This is a genomic window from Mangrovimonas aestuarii (genome assembly GCF_028767185.1).
Classification (GTDB): domain Bacteria; phylum Bacteroidota; class Bacteroidia; order Flavobacteriales; family Flavobacteriaceae; genus Mangrovimonas_B; species Mangrovimonas_B aestuarii.
Genome location: NZ_JARACK010000001.1, coordinates 296,205 through 312,341 on the forward strand (window position 1 = coordinate 296,205; position 16,137 = coordinate 312,341).

Consider the following 16,137-nt stretch of genomic DNA (forward strand, 5'->3'; position numbering starts at 1 on the left):
AAAAACCTTATGGTTGAGGGACCATAAGGTTTTTAGGTTGGTTGTCTATCAACAAAATATTTTCGTGAAAGGATTAACTAATTAACTATTGCATTGTTGATACATTACAAATATAAATAGCACCCATAGAATAAAACTACGGGAAAACCACAAAATTTAAAGCGTTTTTTCCTACAAAAACCCTTTTGATTTGGCTTCTGCGATTAGAGAATCATCTTTGCCATCCTCAACGGCAAAAAGCTGTTTTAAGTGTTTTTTACGCTTTTCAATTGCACTTAAGGACAAGCCTACCTGCTCTGCCAAATTCTTTGTTTTTTCACCCTGGGAAAGTAGATAAAGAATTTTTCTGTTTTTTTCATCAAGAACAATATCACTCATTACGGTCTTCCTTAAATAACTGTTCACCGTTCCACTGTAAAATGGTGGTTTATATAAGATAGCCTGAAATGCGCTGGCCAATTCACTAGAAGTCAAATCACTTTTAATCAAAAAACCTTCAGGATTCACTGTTTTCAAAATATTATGAATCCTAAATGATTCGTTGAACATCGTGAGTATCACTATTTTTGTTTGAGGAAGGATTTTTCTAGCATAGACTGCTAAATCTTCTCCAGAATTTATCTTTCCATCTTTTGTGGGAGGTATTCTGATATCGACAAACAACATATCATACGGCTTATCCATCGCAACCGATCTATTGATTAAGGTTACCGACTCATCACAAGTATTTGCTATATCTATTTCAAGATGTTGATGATCCTTTTTGCTAGCCATTAGGGTATTTTGATAGCCTTCTATAATCATTGGGTGGTCATCGGTCATTAAAATACGTATGGTTTCAGTCATAGGTTTCTGATTATATAGGGACATTTACTAAAATTATTGTTCCAGTGCTTGGGGTTGAATCTATTTGTAGCTCACCTTCAATTTCACTTACTCTAGAGTTTATATTTTTCAATCCAATACCTTTTCTTGCCCGGTTTACATCAAAACCATTTCCATCATCTCGAATACTTAACGAAATTACACCTTGACCCAATGTAAAGTCGATAGTTACATGGCTGGCATTGGCATGTTTATATATATTTTGAAGAGATTCTTGAATAATCCTATAAAAATGGATTTTGGTTTTATTTGAAACTTCATCCCAAACTATACTATCATTATGATTCAAAGTATACCCTAATTGATATGCTGCAGTCTGTGTAGAAACAAGATTATCAACAATATCCAAGTATCCAGAACCTGAAATAAAATCTGTGTTAAGATCGTGAGAAATCTTTCTTATTTCATGTTCAATGTTTTTCAACTCTTCAATATAAACTCCTCTATTTTTTATAGCCTCTTCAGAATTAACCATGTTAAGGCTATCCAAACTTAATCTTGTACCAAACAAACGCCCTAAAACACCATCATGTAACTCTTCAGAAATCCTTCTTTTTTCAAGCATTCTGGCCTCATCGATTTTATCTTGCCTAGAAAGCATCAAATTATAAATTTCTTCATTAGCCTCTTGCTGTTGCTGACTAAATTGCAGCTGTCTATTTTTTGCTCTTTGAGAAACAATAATGTAAATCAAAACAAAAGTTAAAAGTACTCCTACTAAAAGAATGGTTAACCAACTTTTTTCTTTGGATATTTGTTTATTTTTTTGCTCAATCTCTCTTGTCTCATAGCGAATTCTTGCAAACTTATTCCTCACAGCACGCTCGTTTTGGTGCAGACTATCGTTAAGAGCTATATAATCTTTATAATGCTTAACCGCCAAACTATCATCCTCTATCTTAGACAACAATAGTATGGATTCCAATAAATCGTCATTATGATATTGAAGAGAAATATCTTTAGCGGCATAACCATAATAACGAGCAGAATCCTTTTTTCCTTTACTATTATAGAATTCAGCCAAGTGTTGATTGATAATTATAGAGTTATAAGTCTCTCCAATACTATCACAAATCCTTAATGCTTTCAAATAAAGCTCAGGTAACTCCATTAAATCTCCCATTAAAAATTTAGTATGGGCATAATTATCTAAAACCAAAGCATAAAATGGTGGCCTACGATGCTTAAGCTCTTTATCATCTAAAATTTCCTTGTAATTAGATGCTGCAATTGCATAGGCTCCTGAATTTTTATAAGCTCTAGCTAAATTATTTTTAGAATTATCAATGGTCTCTAAATTATCTCCATCTAAGGTTCTCTTTAACTCAAAAGCTTTTAAATGATATTCGATCGATTCTTGAAATTGCTCAAGTTGATCGAAAACCATTCCTAAATTGTTGTATAAATATGCTTTGACTCTTCTAACTTCATCAGTTTGTCTGACATCTTCAAGCAAGGACAAGGATTCTATTGAAGTAACTTCACTTCCTATAAAATCCTTCTCATTCTTTTGGACAATAGCAATGCTAAGTAGTACAATAGCCGTATTAAAATTATCTCCTAGTGATTTATATAACTTTTCACTTTTATGATAATAGTAATAAGCGCTATCCGTCAAGGGATAGCCCCTATAGTATTTACCTTTAAGAAAATAAGCTTTTGCAAGTGTCGAAGTGTCTTTTAATCGCTTAGCCTTCGTCAATGCTTTTTCATTAGCATATCGAAAAGAATCTAGATTCTTTTGCTCCCAATAGATAGTTGACAGCAAAATATCACAACTCAAAAGGTCGCTTTCTGTTCCATATTTTTCCGCTAGCTTCTTGGCTTTCCAGGTAAAGTCTAAACGTTCTTCCAAGGAATATCTTTTCTCGTTCTTGGCATTAGACAAATACCAATCTAAAGAATCGACTTTCTTATTTATTGTTTTTTCTTGACCAAAAAGATTGCTTAAAAAAAATAAAGCAAGAATAATGTAGGCAACTCTATTCAATTATTTTTGGGATTTCCCCAAATTTACCATAATTTTTAACTGCAACAACAAAAAAACCCTTTGCAATTTGCAAAGGGTTTTTTAAAGATCTATTTCTTTTTACATTTCTTCATCAACACCACCTCCAGTAAATAATTCCTCTGTTTGATTAGTATCTTCTAATACTTCATCTTCGTCAAGATCTTGTTGAACACAAGAAGTAAAAACTGTGAAAAGAAGAGCTAATAATAAAGTGATTTTTAGGGTTTTCATTTTAATTTTATTTATGGTTGATATTAATTTAGTACAAACATTACTAGATCGGAATATCCGATCGAATGAGGGATGAATGGACAATTAATTATCCCAGTTAAGTACTGGGCAAACCTTAAATTAAAATGAGGGATGAAGAGACGAATTGTCTTTCAAAATGGATTAATTAAAAAACTAAATCATTGTTTAGTTAGTAAGGGAGTACTAATATAATAGGAAAATTCTTTTAAATCAGCTAAAAACCGACAAACAGCTTTATTTTTTCGACAAATAACATGCTTCGAATTAAAAAAGAAATAATCCCGTACGACTAGCACGGGATCATTAAACAAAATAAAACTAATAAATCTACAATTTATTGTGCACTCCAACCGCCATCCAAAGTAAATGTAGAACCTGTTATGGTGGAGGAAGAATCTTTTGCCAATAAAAAAGCCATATCGGCAATGGCCTCAATTGGGACAAATCCCTTTACTGCTTGCTTTTTTAACATTACTTTAGAAATCACATCATTTTCAGTCATTTTATGAGCCTTAGCCTGATTGGCAATCTGCGCTTCTACTAATGGGGTTTTCACATACCCTGGACAAATTGCATTGGCAGTAATATTACATGCCGCCCCTTCTAAAGCCAAAACTTTTGTCATACCTATAACACCATGTTTGGCTGCAACATAAGCAGTTTTATATTCCGAAGCTCGAATACCATGAACTGAAGACACATTAATTATTCTTCCAAATTTCTGTCTCTTCATATACTTCCATGCATTCTTTGAGGAATAAAAAACTGAATTCAAGTTTATATCTATTATTTGCCTGTATTTATCTTCGGGAAAACAATCTACTGGCGAAACATACTGAATACCCGCATTATTAATAAGAACATGTAATGCTCCAAAAATTTCAACTGTATTTCCCACCAACTTTTCAATACTCAGAGGATCTAATAAATTAGCGTTAGAAAATGCCGTTCTAACATTGTAGACGTCACCGATACGTTGTGCTATTTTTGCGCCATCAGTTTCCAAACCATGAAACATAATATTGTACCCATGTTTGGCAAAGTGCTCGGCTATTCCAAGACCAATACCACTGGTACTTCCGGTAATTAAAGCTACTTTATCCATTTCTTAAAAATTTATAAAGTTCCCTATTGAACAGATTGGGCTGGTCCATAAGTACACCATGTCTTGAATTGGGAATAATAGTCAGAATTGCATTGGGCATATTATTTACATAAGTTTTTTTTAATTCTACAGGAGTATAATCCATATCTGATGCAATCACCAATGTTCTAGACTTAATATCTTTGATTTTTTCTCCCATCCCCCAACTCATTAAGGTTACAAAAGAATTTAAATAAGCATTGTAATCATTCTGCTTACACCTAAGTTCAAAGGCATTTCTAAGCTCTTCCTGTCCATGTTCAGGAAACATATTATAAGCTATTTTTTCTGCCAGAGTATCCAACCCCTGTTCTCGCAACATTTTTGTACGAGATGCCAACATTTCCTCCCCTATACTTCCCAAATCATTAAAATCTGGTCCACTATTAACTATAACCAGATTCTCTATAATTTCAGGAAAGTCGAAAGCCAATTGAAAGGCAATAGCTCCCCCCATAGAAAAACCAACAACAGTTACTTTTGCGATACATAAATGGTCCAAAAGTTGTTTAATATCCTGGGTCATATATGGTACACCATAATTCTCAGAAGGCTTAGACGAATTACCATGCCCTCTCAAATCTACCGTTATTACCTTGTACTCTTTTGAAAAGAAAGGGACTTGTTCGTCCCAATCTTTTTTTGTTGATCCTAAACCATGCAGGAGTAAAAGAGGGTCTCCATCTCCTACCAACTCATAGTCTAGGTCAATGTCATTAACTTTTAACAATGGCATATTCTAAGCAGACTTAAATTTTAGCTTTTTGCTTATTGAAGAAATTAATATTGTATTTCAATTCCAAGGACACAAGCGTTCCTATCGTAGGAGAACCAACAAATTCTCTAATATCTGCATTAAACAAGTTGGTCACATTTGCTCCTACGGTTAAATTCTCCTTAATATTATACCCAAGATTCATATCTACTGTGAACCCTCCTAACGGCCCATAGTTCCAAGACCTTCCATTTTGAGCGTTCTCAATAACGTCATTAACACCATCACCATTTAAGTCCTGAGTTTCTGCAGCCACATAAATTCCAGAGAAGAAATCGTAATCCTGAACCCATCGTCCATAAAGAGAACCAAAGAACTTCTTACTTGTGTAATGAACCCCTAATTTAACCTTGTTTGCAGGTGTATTGATAGGCAGCTCTGATTCTAAGACTTGCCCATCTAAGTTCCCGTCGTTCTTTGGATCGTTTTTATCCAAATCCCTTCCAAAGTAAGAGTAGTTTGCAGATGCCCTAAACGCATTTGTGAAATAGTAATTCAAACCTATATCTATACCATAAGTATCCACCTTACCGAAATTTTGATAAGTTAAAATAAAAGAACCATCGGAACCTGGAACCACATCACCAATTGGTTGGTCACCAACTTGTGTTACGGTTACTCCATTAGCTGCATCGGTAATAGCTCTTAATGGACTTATAAAATTTTCAGACATATTATAATAGGCGTTGGCATCTAAGAACAATTTATCTGCAATTTTACCTTTGTAACCCAATTCAAATGTACTAATAGACTCAACCTCAAGCGGATCTACTTTAGAACCATTAGACAAGGTAAAGCCTTCACCGTTACCAATAATTAACCCCCCAAATAAATTTCCTTTTAAATTTAGTATGGACGGTACTGCCATTCCTTGCCCATAGGTCATTCTTATTTGACCGCTACCCAGGTTTTTTGTAATGGCCGCTTTAGGAAGGAAATTAGTACCATAAAGGTCATGGTTATCTATTCGTGCCCCAAATAAGACGCCAAATCCCGTTTCTTCAAACTTATACTCTGTTTGAGCATAAAAACCAACTTGACCAATATCTATCCCCCCTTCATCAAGCAAATAGGTTCCTTTAGAGTCGGCCATATCCAATTGATATTGCGCTCCCGTAGTTAAATAGAAGCTATTCCAATTATTATTGTACTGCAACTCAGAATTAAAACGTTGTGAGGCATCTTTAAACACAGCCCCCCTAGGAATAGCAACTCCCGTGCCAGGCCCTGTAGGGAACCATTGTTCTGTGTACGATCGCTCTAAAGCCTCTTCTTCTGAAAAACCATTGTTTATAAAAGACACATAATTTTGTGTCCTTTGGTTTATTGCATAAGTATCGTCAGTATTACTCCAAGTGTAATAAACGTTGGCAAACAAATGCTTTGATGTATATTTTAATTGTGCAACATCTATACTCCAATCTTTAATTTGATTTCTTCCAGCATTAGTCACGGCTAAATTATTATTGTTGCTATGACCATAATAACCAACTACTTCAGATTTTTCGCTAGGTTTAAAGTAAATACTACCTCCATACTTTTGAGTATTGAAATCCCTATCTAGCTCCAATTCCTTATACGACTCAGTTCCAACATAAACCGTATCTACATAATCGAAATCTTCTCCTTGCGATCTTTCAAAATGAACCTTATATGCCCATTTATCGTTTATTACTTGAGCATGTCGCATTCTGGCTGTTATCACACTTTGATTTCCTCCCCCAACAGCAAAAGTGGTTCCTTCCGATGTTCTAGGATTTTTTGTTCTTGTGCTTACCAATCCATTATGTGCGTTAGGACCATAAAGGGTTCCATTAGGGCCTAATAAAATTTCTACTTGTTCAACATCATCAGCTGTAACCGTCGAAAAAGTTCCCATAGGAAGCCCCGTAGCTATTAGGGTTGAAAGCCGATCGTCTGTAACCTGAAGATTTTTGGAGTTAAAAGCTGAGTTAAAACCTCTAATATTTAATCCGGTCCCCAAAACCCCTGTTCTAACAAAATCAACTCCTTTTTGTGAAGCGGCTAATTCTCCTAAATTAAACCCTACATGTTCATCTATCTCCTGAGAGGTAATAACAGCTACTGTTGAAGGGACCTCTGTTATTTTTTGGGGTTTCTTTCCCGCAGAAATTACTATTTGCGACAATTCGCTAGCAGACTCATTTAATACAACGGAAACACTACTAGTTTGGTTAGCTTCTACAATAACAGATTGGGTAATTGTTTCAAATCCAATATAACTAAAGGTTAACTCATGAGTTCCAACAGGTATATTGGTCATGAAAAATTTTCCGTTAAAATCGGAAACTACTCCTTTGTTTAGGTCTTTAATTTGGATATTTGCCCCAGCTACAGGAACATCATTGACATCTAAAGTCAATCCTTCAATACTACCTGTTTCCTGTGCCAGGACTAAGGCTGACACTAAAAACAGTATTAGAGAAAAAATATTCTTCATAATAAAATAGTTTTCTAAGTTTAGTTATTAGTGTGAGCAATCTATTATGAAATATGAACATCACATATTCAAAATTTAAGTAATTCAGATGTGACTTTCTTCCTAAAAAATAAAAAATAAGAGCAAAAACTACTGATTACTGCAGCAAACATTCTTTTTGTTCTAGGTGAGACTTTAAATTCAAGAATGCATCTGGCAAATTATTCGAAAGGGTGTTGATTACCTGAACCATTAAGTACTTTTGATTAGATGTTGGATTAATAGTATTAATAGGCTCTTTAATCTCAACCAATAACCTTGAAGAATTTATCTCTCCTTCCATATACCTAGCCAAGGAAATACTCCACGAAATATTAGGAACATAGTTACTTTTTTTACGTCTAAAATTCTCTCTCGCCTTTAAATCATAAATTCTGGTTAGTTTAAGAACGTCGTAATACTTCTCTTGAAGGATTAAAACATTTATGTAAGAAGTAAAGAAATGATGCCATCTGTGATTTAAAACTTCTTCCCTATTAGTTTTTAAAAAATTTTTAGCTAGTGATTCAGCCTCTTCAAAACGCTCGAGACCAGCCAGAGCTCTTACTTTATAAGATATATACCCTATTCGATGATGATTATTGTGTGTAGAATCGAAGAGATCCTGATATTCATCCAACAAAGAACAGGAAAGATCAACTTTTTTATTTCGTAATGTAATTGCCACTAAATTGTTCAAATACATTAAGGTGTCATCATTTCGTTGACGTATGGAGAGAAAACCATAGTATTCGGCTTTTTTTAAATCATTATTTTTAGAATGCATTAATACCCTATTGGCGTAATAATTAGACAATAGCCTCCTAGAGTACATTTCGCCTTGACTAAAAAACAAATCTATTTCATCAAATATCGAAGCTAGTTTTCCCTTTTCATTGTAATTAGTATACATAAAAGTCAGCAAGACAAATGCCTTATAACGATTTTTACCATCTATGGATTTGGTACGAAACACTTTAATCAACCATTTTTCCCAATATTTAGTTTCCTTGTCATTAAGTGTATATTGACTGGTAATTTCCCCAGTTGCCTGGTATAGTCTATCATGGATTAGTTTCGCCTTGTTATAATGACTCTCATAATCACTTAGAAAGCTATTAACAATTTCATGATCCTTATACCTCATTCGGATTAACAAATAAGATTGGTATTCTTTTGCCAATTCATATAAGTTCTGGAAATAATACTCTATCCCTTCGTAATTAGACAAATACCTCAAAAACTCAACCTCTTCCTGATAATCAATAGAATCTGTCAAGATTTTTCTTCTCAAATTTAGTAATGAGACAATAGCGCGATCAACATCTATATCACTTAACTTACGCTCTATCCAAGTCTTTATGTAGGTATATTTTCTTTTATCTATCGAAACATCAAACTTTTCTGTTTCATCCTCGGATACTGCATTATTAATTAACTTTTTAAGAATTTGATTTTTTTCAAAATCTGTGATATTGCTTTCTAATGACGCAAGATACTTAGCCTCATTTGGCAATAACGACCTGCTAAACTCCGTGAATTTTTTCAGCTTGACTTTCATCCCTAAAAACTTTCAATAAACTTCGTTAACAAAGCATTTACTTCAGCTGGTTTCTCAAACTGCACAAAATGACCGGCTTTTTCTACAAGAGCAGTTTGAGCATTTGGAATAATGTCCCCCGCCAACTCGGCAATTTCTTTGGTGGTCATCTTAGGGTGCAGATACTTGTTGGGTATTAAATAATCTTGCTCTCCAAAAACAACCAATGTTTTTTGACCTATATCAGAAAGACTATTGAAAACGGGATCTGACAACATCCCCCGAACACTACTGCTAATAGCTTCACAATGCTGGGAAAAATCTGAGCACGCCCGGATGTTCTTCCTATCCTGAATCATTTTTTCCACATCACCAGGCATTTCATAAAAATTCAACTCATAATTCTTGGCAATCTGTTCATCTGATGTTTGCATTACGGCATCCTTTCTTATTGCATTTGTCAATAATTGAGATTCTGTTTCGCTAAACTGTTCTATTCCTGCAGGAGCAATTAACACCAATTTACTTACATCCTCAGGATAAGTCAAAGCCAACTTCATTGCTGCCTGCCCTCCCATTGAATGACCGACGAGAACCACCTGATTTAAACCTAGTTCTGAAATAAACCTATGGATGACTTCCGCAAAAAAAGTTGGAGTATGCTCTGTGTTAACTTTTGAGGATTTTCCAAACCCTGGTAAATCCAAAGCTACGCAAGAATATTGCTTACTAAGCACCTTTATATTTTTAGACCAAGCATCGGCGTTACTGCTTAATCCATGAACAAATAGAATGGTTTGAGAGTGACTACCTTCTTTAATAAAAGAAACCTCCAAGCTATCCAACTTTACAAACCTGGTTTCATATTCATATTCAGAGAGAACTTCCCTCATTCCTGATGCTGTATTTTGTGAAACTGAAAACAACGAAAACATAAAAAACAAAAGATTTAAAATCGGTTTTTTCATACCTCTATTTTTAGTGAACTATAGTACTGCCTAAGTTTCTTTCTAGAAACTTTACTCAAACTAGTTAAAGGAATATCTTCCATAACGAATATATGTTTTGGGTGTTTATATCTAGTCATATTCTTCCTCAAATATTCGCGAACCCCCTCTACTGTAACACCATTATTTTTTATCTCGATAAATGCAATACCACAATACCCCCATTGTTCATCTTCAACTCCAAAAACCGAAGCCCTAGCAACCCCGTCTATTCGCTCTAAAACATCCTCTACTTCTTGTGGATAAATATTTTCTCCCCCAGAGATATACATATCATCTTTACGTCCTTTCAGGTATAAAAAACCGTCCTTATCCTCATAAGCTAAATCACCGGTATGCAACCACCCTCCTCTTATCTTATCTTTTGTAGCATTTGAGTTATTCCAGTACCCAGGAGTGACAATATCACCCTTAACACATAACTCCCCTATTTCATTGTATTTCACCAATTCATTCTTATCGTTTACAATCTTTACTTCGAGGTAAAAATTAGGTTTCCCTATAGAATTGGGCTTTATAAGTGACATTTTATGATGTAATGAAGTTATACTTGGTCCTGCTTCGGTAAGACCATATCCCGGACGAATAAATATTCCTTTTTCTCTATTCCAATCGGAAACCAGTAACTCATTTACTTTTTCTCCTCCCGAAATAATATACCTTAGTCTGCCTAACGACACTTCTTTATAAACCCTTGATTTTTGCATCATCTGAAGCATTGTTGGAAGCCCCATAAAAAGAGTCACCTTTTCTTGCTCCATTAACCGAAGGGTTACATCGGGATCAAACTTTGAAAGCATTCCCACATGCCCTCCTTTATGAAGCAAGGGTGTTATAAAAATATTCCAACCCGATGTATGATAAGGAGGCAATACGTTTAAGGTTGAATCCCTAAAAGTAATCCCAAGTTGCATGGAAGTATTCAAACTGTTCCAAAACAACATTTTATTTGTATAAACAACACCTTTTGGAGTACCGGTTGTTCCCGATGTATAAAAAATAAACAGCGGGTTGTTTTCATTAATATTGTATTCAGGAAAACCGGAAAAGTCACCGCTCAAGTAGAGGCTTTTAAGGCTTTCTATAGTTGCTTTATATTTTACATTATCTCCTAATTCTTCTAGCTTTGTTTTTTGAGCAAGGCTGTAAAACAAAATTTTAGGACTACAATCCCCCCATAATTTCTTTAGATCATTAGATGACATCCTGTAATTTAATGCCACCAAAATAAGCCCTAACCTTTGACAAGCAGAGAACAAAACAATATATTCGGGTCCATGTTCTGCTAAAACAGCTACTCTATCCCCCTCATAAAACCCTAGTTTTTGTAACTGAAGAGCTAACCTATTTGCATATAAATGAAGTTGCTCATAAGTATATTTCTCATTATTTGAATAGCACGTAACTGCAACTTTGTCCGGTGTATAGGCTGCCCATTTACCTATCCAGTCTAATGTATTCATGACATTACAAACTTTTTATTGAATCCATAAATTAAATAGCCAATACCTATAGAAAACAATATTCCTATTGCTGCCGAAACTCCAGGGTTATTTACCGGCTCTTGCATATAAGGGGTTAACCTTCCGTAATAAACTCCAAAATGGACTACTATAGCTGTTATACTAGCCACAAAAACAGCCACTAATGGCACCTCCTTCAAAAAAACCCCAAAAAACACTGGCACAAATGCTGCAGCAAAATAGGCATACACTCCATTCTGTGCAAAAATAGCAACACTTACATCCGGACTTTTAATTTGTTGCCAACTCAAATAAAAACTAACAACCGCCAATGCCACTATCACAATTTTATTCACCATTACTGTATTCTTAACAGCACCCTTGAAAATCGGCATCAAAATATCAGATGTAACCGTTATAGATAAAGATTGAATCAAACCCTCCAAAGTAGATAGTCCAGCAGAAATTAAACCTATAACTATTACCATCCCTATTCCAACCGAAAACTTTGTAACCACATAAGTTGGGACAATTTCATCCATTTTTAGGACACTTCCCCCCAAGCTGAGATCCGGAAAAGAAAGCCTCGCATAAAGACCAACTACTACTACCAGAAAAAAAACAGACATAAATGCAATACCACTACCCAAATAAAAGTTTATACTTTGTTTATCCTTAAGCAGTAGGGATTTTGTAATGATGTGAGGCTGGCAAACAATAGCTATTCCAATGATTACCTGAGCAAGGACAATTTCGAAATAGTCCCTAAACAAAAAACTCTCCTTATTGGTTGGAGTAACTAGGTTGGGGTCTATTTCAGACAAACGACTCATTAGTCCTGAAATTCCATTTTCAAAATATTCCGACCCAGATGAAATCAGAATGATAGCTACCACAAACATTATCAGCGCCTGAATGGTATTTGTATACACCATGGAGTTTGCCCCACCAAACATCATATAACCAAAAACAAAAAATGTCAAACCAAGAAGGACATAAAAAGGATCTACATTTAATGATTTAGAAATAACCTGGGTAATTCCAACATTAATTAAAACTATGAAGGTAATGAGCAGCAATGCGATTATACCGAAAAAAAAAGAAAACCTCTTACTATTATATCTACTACCTATCCACTGAGCCATGGTATTCGCTTTTACAACATTACCATATTTAGCAAAACCTTTGGTAAACAGTATTAATGAGACAAAAATGGCTATAGGCATTACAACTGCAAATGAAATCAATCCTGACACTCCATACAAAGCAATAAAACCTGGGTTTATAATGAACGTTGCTGCACTTGTCATAGAAGCAGCTAAAGACAAACCTACAACCCAAGAAGGAAACCCAATATTGCCAATAGCATAATCGGAAAGACTTTTGGCTCTTTTAGCCCCTCGCACTACAAACAAGAGAATAAGTGAAGCATAGCAAATCAAAAGTATCCACATATATGACACCCAATCATTAGAAGCAATCATTGATTATTTTTTAATGTTTTAACAAATAAAAAAAATAAAAAATAAAATACTACACCAACACAAAACAATATCAATGCGACTTTTACGAAAAACTAATAAAAAACAAAGAAAACCCTAGAATTAAGCCACCACAGACAAGTACGACTTTAATAAAAAAGATAATCTAAAAAGTTTTGAGTGAATAAAGAATAAAAATAGATTTTTCAATAAAAAAAGCCTCAAGTAAACTTGAGGCTTTTTTGCAATTTTGCGGTCTGGACGGGATTCGAACCCGCGACCCCCTGCGTGACAGGCAGATATTCTAACCAGCTGAACTACCAGACCGTTTCATTATTGCCGTGCAAATATATAACTTTTTTTTTAACCAAAAAGAAATCACACAACACATATTTAAAGCAACATTAAATAAACTGCATTTATCACCTTTCAATAATCATATTAGCACCCTTCAATTATTCATTTAAAACATTAGACAAATCAAAACCCAAAAACATAATTACTTGATTACAAGCTACTTAATTTGTAAATTTGCAGAATTATTACTACGCAGCTCTCAAATTCTTTTATTCCCTACTTCATTGTAATGTAGCCAAACTACACTACTAGTTAACTCAATATTAACCAAAAACAAAAATTATGAAACTCAAAATGCACATTTTCGTTTGCTTTACGGCAGCTTTTCTTTTTGCCTGTCAACCAAACTCTATCGACTCTACTCAAGAAGTAATAACCACTCAAGAGCAACAAATTACCAATTCCGAAAATAGCAACAGAGGCATCTCTAACGCTCCTGAGCAGTCAGGAATTTATGTTATTCGCACAGAATTAGAATTCTTTTTTTGGATTTTCGACTATGAACAAGGCCTTTCTTTAATTGCAGGAATCGATGTTCCTGCTCTTTGCAACGGAGATCCCAACTCATTTAGTATACAACCTCTTCAATTAGTCGACTTGCCATCTAGTAGCCTTGGAGCTGTAGGTTTAATTCAAGGTAACACTCAAGCCTATGTATTTCAAAACATTGACGATGATCCATCAATTTGTGATTACTTCACCAACAACCCTATTCTAGCCCAAGGTACGGTAGAATTTATTTATACAGACAATGATTTCTTTGGATCTCAAAGTAATAGACGAAATGCCTTTGGCGTAATATTTCATGGCCAACTATATAACCAAAACAATGAGTTAAAAACACTTAATGCAAAACTTAAAATTATTTGGGATCCTGATGAGGATATCTCTGAGGCCTTATTTATAGATTCAATATTACTAAATTAAGTATACATAGAAAAAAAAACTAAGACATATGTTTTCACAGTGTTTTTAGTATTTTAAAGGATTTAAAAACACAATAAACACAGCTATAAAACAAAAAAGCATCCCCAATTTCAATTAAGAAATAAGGAAAGCTTTCCATTGGTATGTTCCAAAAATAACTTTGGAAGCACTACTTTTTTCACCTCATTATGAGGCAAAAACAACACAACTAAATTTTCACTACTAATGTAGTTTTATTACGTAAAAAAAGCTCCAAGTTATTGGAGCTTTTTTGCAATTTTGCGGTCTGGACGGGATTCGAACCCGCGACCCCCTGCGTGACAGGCAGATATTCTAACCAGCTGAACTACCAGACCGTTTCATTATTGCGGTGCAAATATACGCGCCTTTTTTAATATCCCAAATCTTTCTCAACCTTTTTTAATTAAAATTTTGATTAAACAAATCGCCTACGCTCTATCATGTACGTTGTCAATATGTTATCAAAGTCTTTATTTATATCAGCCTCAACATATTTTATTTTGTACTGGCTGCATTTAAGCTTTAAGGCTTCAAAGTAATTATTAACTTCCTTATGATAACCATCCCTAATATTATCTGAATAAAGATCAATATGCTCACCTGTTTCCACATCCACAAAACGTTTTGGGATGTTATCAAAATTAAACTGAAGCTCTCTTTGGGAATCGTAGACATGAAACAAAATAACCTCGTGTTTATTATATTTTAAATGTCTTAATGCCTCAAAAAGTTTATCTTGATTAGTCCCTGGTTGAAACATATCAGTAAACAGGAAAATCATAGACCTTCTGTGGATTTTCTCTGCAATATGATGGAGGTATGTAAAAGTATCGGTTGTGTTGTTTTGAGGAGTACTTTCTATCAAAGAACCCAATTGGTTTAATAACATTTGATGATGGCGTTCACTCCCTTTCTCTGGAGCATAATAATCATACCCATCACTATATACACTTAAGCCTACAGCATCTCGCTGCTTCTTAAACATGTACATTAAACAAGCTGCAGCTAAAACCGAAAAACCTATTTTATTTAGACTCTCTAAAGTAAATTTATTTACCATAGGATAATGCATAGAACTACTATTATCAACTATGATGTGACACCGCAAATTTGTTTCTTCATCATACCTTTTAGTATAAAGCTTGTCTGTTTTGGCAAATAGTTTCCAGTCAATATGGCGAGTACTTTCTCCAGAATTATAAATTTTATGTTCAGCGAATTCAGCCGAAAACCCATGAAAAGGACTTTTGTGCATTCCGGCAATAAACCCTTCCACAACCTGTTGAGCTAACAATTCAAGTTGTTTAAACCCTCCTGTTCTATTTAGTTCTTGCTTTAAGTTCATAAGTCTCTAAACTAAAAAAGGTTCGCCATTACAGCAAACCTTTTTACATTTCTTTATAGTACTTTGAATTACAACAAAGAATCCAATGCTTCTTTATAAGACGTTTTAGGAGCTACTCCTACTTGACGCCCAACAACTTCACCGTTTTGGAAAACCAATACAGTAGGAATGTTACGAACACCATATTTAGCAGCAAATTCTTGGTTTGCATCCACATCTACCTTACCAACAACAGCTTTACCGTCGTACTCTTGACTTAGCTCATCGATGATTGGACCAACCATTCTACAAGGCCCACACCATGCAGCCCAAAAATCTACCATTACTGGCTTATCGCTTTTTAAAACCGTTTCTTCAAACGTTGCATCTGTAATTTCTAATGCCATAATATTTAATTTAATCGTGTTTTTATCTAATTTACTGTGCAATATTAGTCAAAAATTTTGCCAT

The 16,137-nt window shown here is 34.5% G+C and carries 13 protein-coding genes and 2 tRNA genes; 1 reads left to right on the plus strand and 14 read right to left on the minus strand.

Features of this window, described 5'->3' with window-relative positions:
• Positions 1-171: 171 nt before the first annotated feature.
• The 11 genes from PWU04_RS01375 to PWU04_RS01425 form a co-directional block, all read right to left on the minus strand.
• On the minus strand, positions 172-846 hold the full coding sequence (locus PWU04_RS01375) for a helix-turn-helix domain-containing protein (protein ID WP_274474007.1): 675 nt from the start codon (positions 844-846) through the stop codon (positions 172-174).
• Between the two features lie 10 nt (positions 847-856).
• Positions 857-2,875, minus strand: a complete 2,019-nt coding sequence (locus PWU04_RS01380; RefSeq protein WP_274474008.1) for a tetratricopeptide repeat-containing sensor histidine kinase — start codon at positions 2,873-2,875, stop codon at positions 857-859.
• A gap of 99 nt (positions 2,876-2,974) precedes the next feature.
• Positions 2,975-3,127 (minus strand): hypothetical protein, encoded by a 153-nt coding sequence (locus tag PWU04_RS01385; RefSeq protein ID WP_274474009.1) that lies wholly within the window; start codon positions 3,125-3,127, stop codon positions 2,975-2,977.
• Between the two features lie 355 nt (positions 3,128-3,482).
• The gene (locus PWU04_RS01390) at positions 3,483-4,253 is read right to left on the minus strand and encodes a 3-hydroxybutyrate dehydrogenase (protein WP_274474010.1); all 771 of its coding nucleotides are present in this window, start codon (positions 4,251-4,253) and stop codon (positions 3,483-3,485) included.
• The gene (locus PWU04_RS01395; RefSeq protein WP_274474011.1) at positions 4,246-5,028 is read right to left on the minus strand and encodes an alpha/beta fold hydrolase; all 783 of its coding nucleotides are present in this window, start codon (positions 5,026-5,028) and stop codon (positions 4,246-4,248) included. The genes PWU04_RS01390 and PWU04_RS01395 overlap by 8 nt, the downstream gene beginning before the upstream one ends.
• Before the next feature lie 13 nt (positions 5,029-5,041).
• Positions 5,042-7,528: a TonB-dependent receptor gene (locus PWU04_RS01400; RefSeq protein WP_274474012.1), complete on the minus strand. Its 2,487-nt coding sequence runs from the start codon at positions 7,526-7,528 to the stop codon at positions 5,042-5,044.
• Between the two features lie 136 nt (positions 7,529-7,664).
• Positions 7,665-9,107: a hypothetical protein gene (locus PWU04_RS01405; protein WP_274474013.1), complete on the minus strand. Its 1,443-nt coding sequence runs from the start codon at positions 9,105-9,107 to the stop codon at positions 7,665-7,667.
• 2 nt (positions 9,108-9,109) lie between these two features.
• Positions 9,110-10,054, minus strand: coding sequence for an alpha/beta fold hydrolase (locus PWU04_RS01410; RefSeq protein ID WP_274474014.1), 945 nt, complete (start codon positions 10,052-10,054; stop codon positions 9,110-9,112).
• Positions 10,051-11,556 carry a class I adenylate-forming enzyme family protein gene (locus PWU04_RS01415; RefSeq protein ID WP_274474015.1) on the minus strand — a complete coding sequence of 502 codons (1,506 nt, stop codon included), beginning with the start codon at positions 11,554-11,556 and terminating at the stop codon, positions 10,051-10,053. Before PWU04_RS01415 ends, PWU04_RS01410 begins: the two co-directional genes overlap by 4 nt.
• On the minus strand, positions 11,553-13,040 hold the full coding sequence (locus tag PWU04_RS01420) for a sodium:solute symporter family transporter (RefSeq protein ID WP_274474016.1): 1,488 nt from the start codon (positions 13,038-13,040) through the stop codon (positions 11,553-11,555). The genes PWU04_RS01415 and PWU04_RS01420 overlap by 4 nt, the downstream gene beginning before the upstream one ends.
• A gap of 250 nt (positions 13,041-13,290) precedes the next feature.
• Positions 13,291-13,364, minus strand: a tRNA-Asp gene (locus PWU04_RS01425).
• Between the two features lie 312 nt (positions 13,365-13,676).
• Between PWU04_RS01425 and PWU04_RS01430 the strand changes: the two genes are divergently transcribed.
• Positions 13,677-14,321, plus strand: coding sequence for a hypothetical protein (locus PWU04_RS01430; protein ID WP_274474017.1), 645 nt, complete (start codon positions 13,677-13,679; stop codon positions 14,319-14,321).
• 282 nt (positions 14,322-14,603) lie between these two features.
• On the opposite strand, the gene PWU04_RS01435 is transcribed toward PWU04_RS01430, so the two are convergent.
• The 3 genes from PWU04_RS01435 to trxA form a co-directional block, all read right to left on the minus strand.
• Positions 14,604-14,677: transfer RNA gene (locus PWU04_RS01435), tRNA-Asp, on the minus strand.
• Positions 14,678-14,757: 80 nt separating this feature from the next.
• Positions 14,758-15,687 carry a DUF58 domain-containing protein gene (locus PWU04_RS01440; protein WP_274474018.1) on the minus strand — a complete coding sequence of 310 codons (930 nt, stop codon included), beginning with the start codon at positions 15,685-15,687 and terminating at the stop codon, positions 14,758-14,760.
• A gap of 68 nt (positions 15,688-15,755) precedes the next feature.
• On the minus strand, positions 15,756-16,115 hold the full coding sequence (gene trxA, locus PWU04_RS01445) for a thioredoxin (RefSeq protein WP_406600931.1): 360 nt from the start codon (positions 16,113-16,115) through the stop codon (positions 15,756-15,758).
• Positions 16,116-16,137: the final 22 nt, after the last annotated feature.

Bases quoted from the DNA above. Each gene is read 5' to 3' on its own strand.
- PWU04_RS01375 (WP_274474007.1), bottom strand. From the start codon at position 846: ATGACTGAAACCATACGTATTTTAATGACCGATGACCACCCAATGATT.
- PWU04_RS01385 (WP_274474009.1), bottom strand. From the start codon at position 3,127: ATGAAAACCCTAAAAATCACTTTATTATTAGCTCTTCTTTTCACAGTT.
- PWU04_RS01390 (WP_274474010.1), bottom strand. From the start codon at position 4,253: ATGGATAAAGTAGCTTTAATTACCGGAAGTACCAGTGGTATTGGTCTT.
- PWU04_RS01395 (WP_274474011.1), bottom strand. From the start codon at position 5,028: ATGCCATTGTTAAAAGTTAATGACATTGACCTAGACTATGAGTTGGTA.
- PWU04_RS01400 (WP_274474012.1), bottom strand. From the start codon at position 7,528: ATGAAGAATATTTTTTCTCTAATACTGTTTTTAGTGTCAGCCTTAGTC.
- PWU04_RS01405 (WP_274474013.1), bottom strand. From the start codon at position 9,107: ATGAAAGTCAAGCTGAAAAAATTCACGGAGTTTAGCAGGTCGTTATTG.
- PWU04_RS01410 (WP_274474014.1), bottom strand. From the start codon at position 10,054: ATGAAAAAACCGATTTTAAATCTTTTGTTTTTTATGTTTTCGTTGTTT.
- PWU04_RS01415 (WP_274474015.1), bottom strand. From the start codon at position 11,556: ATGAATACATTAGACTGGATAGGTAAATGGGCAGCCTATACACCGGAC.
- PWU04_RS01420 (WP_274474016.1), bottom strand. From the start codon at position 13,040: ATGATTGCTTCTAATGATTGGGTGTCATATATGTGGATACTTTTGATT.
- PWU04_RS01430 (WP_274474017.1), top strand. From the start codon at position 13,677: ATGAAACTCAAAATGCACATTTTCGTTTGCTTTACGGCAGCTTTTCTT.
- PWU04_RS01440 (WP_274474018.1), bottom strand. From the start codon at position 15,687: ATGAACTTAAAGCAAGAACTAAATAGAACAGGAGGGTTTAAACAACTT.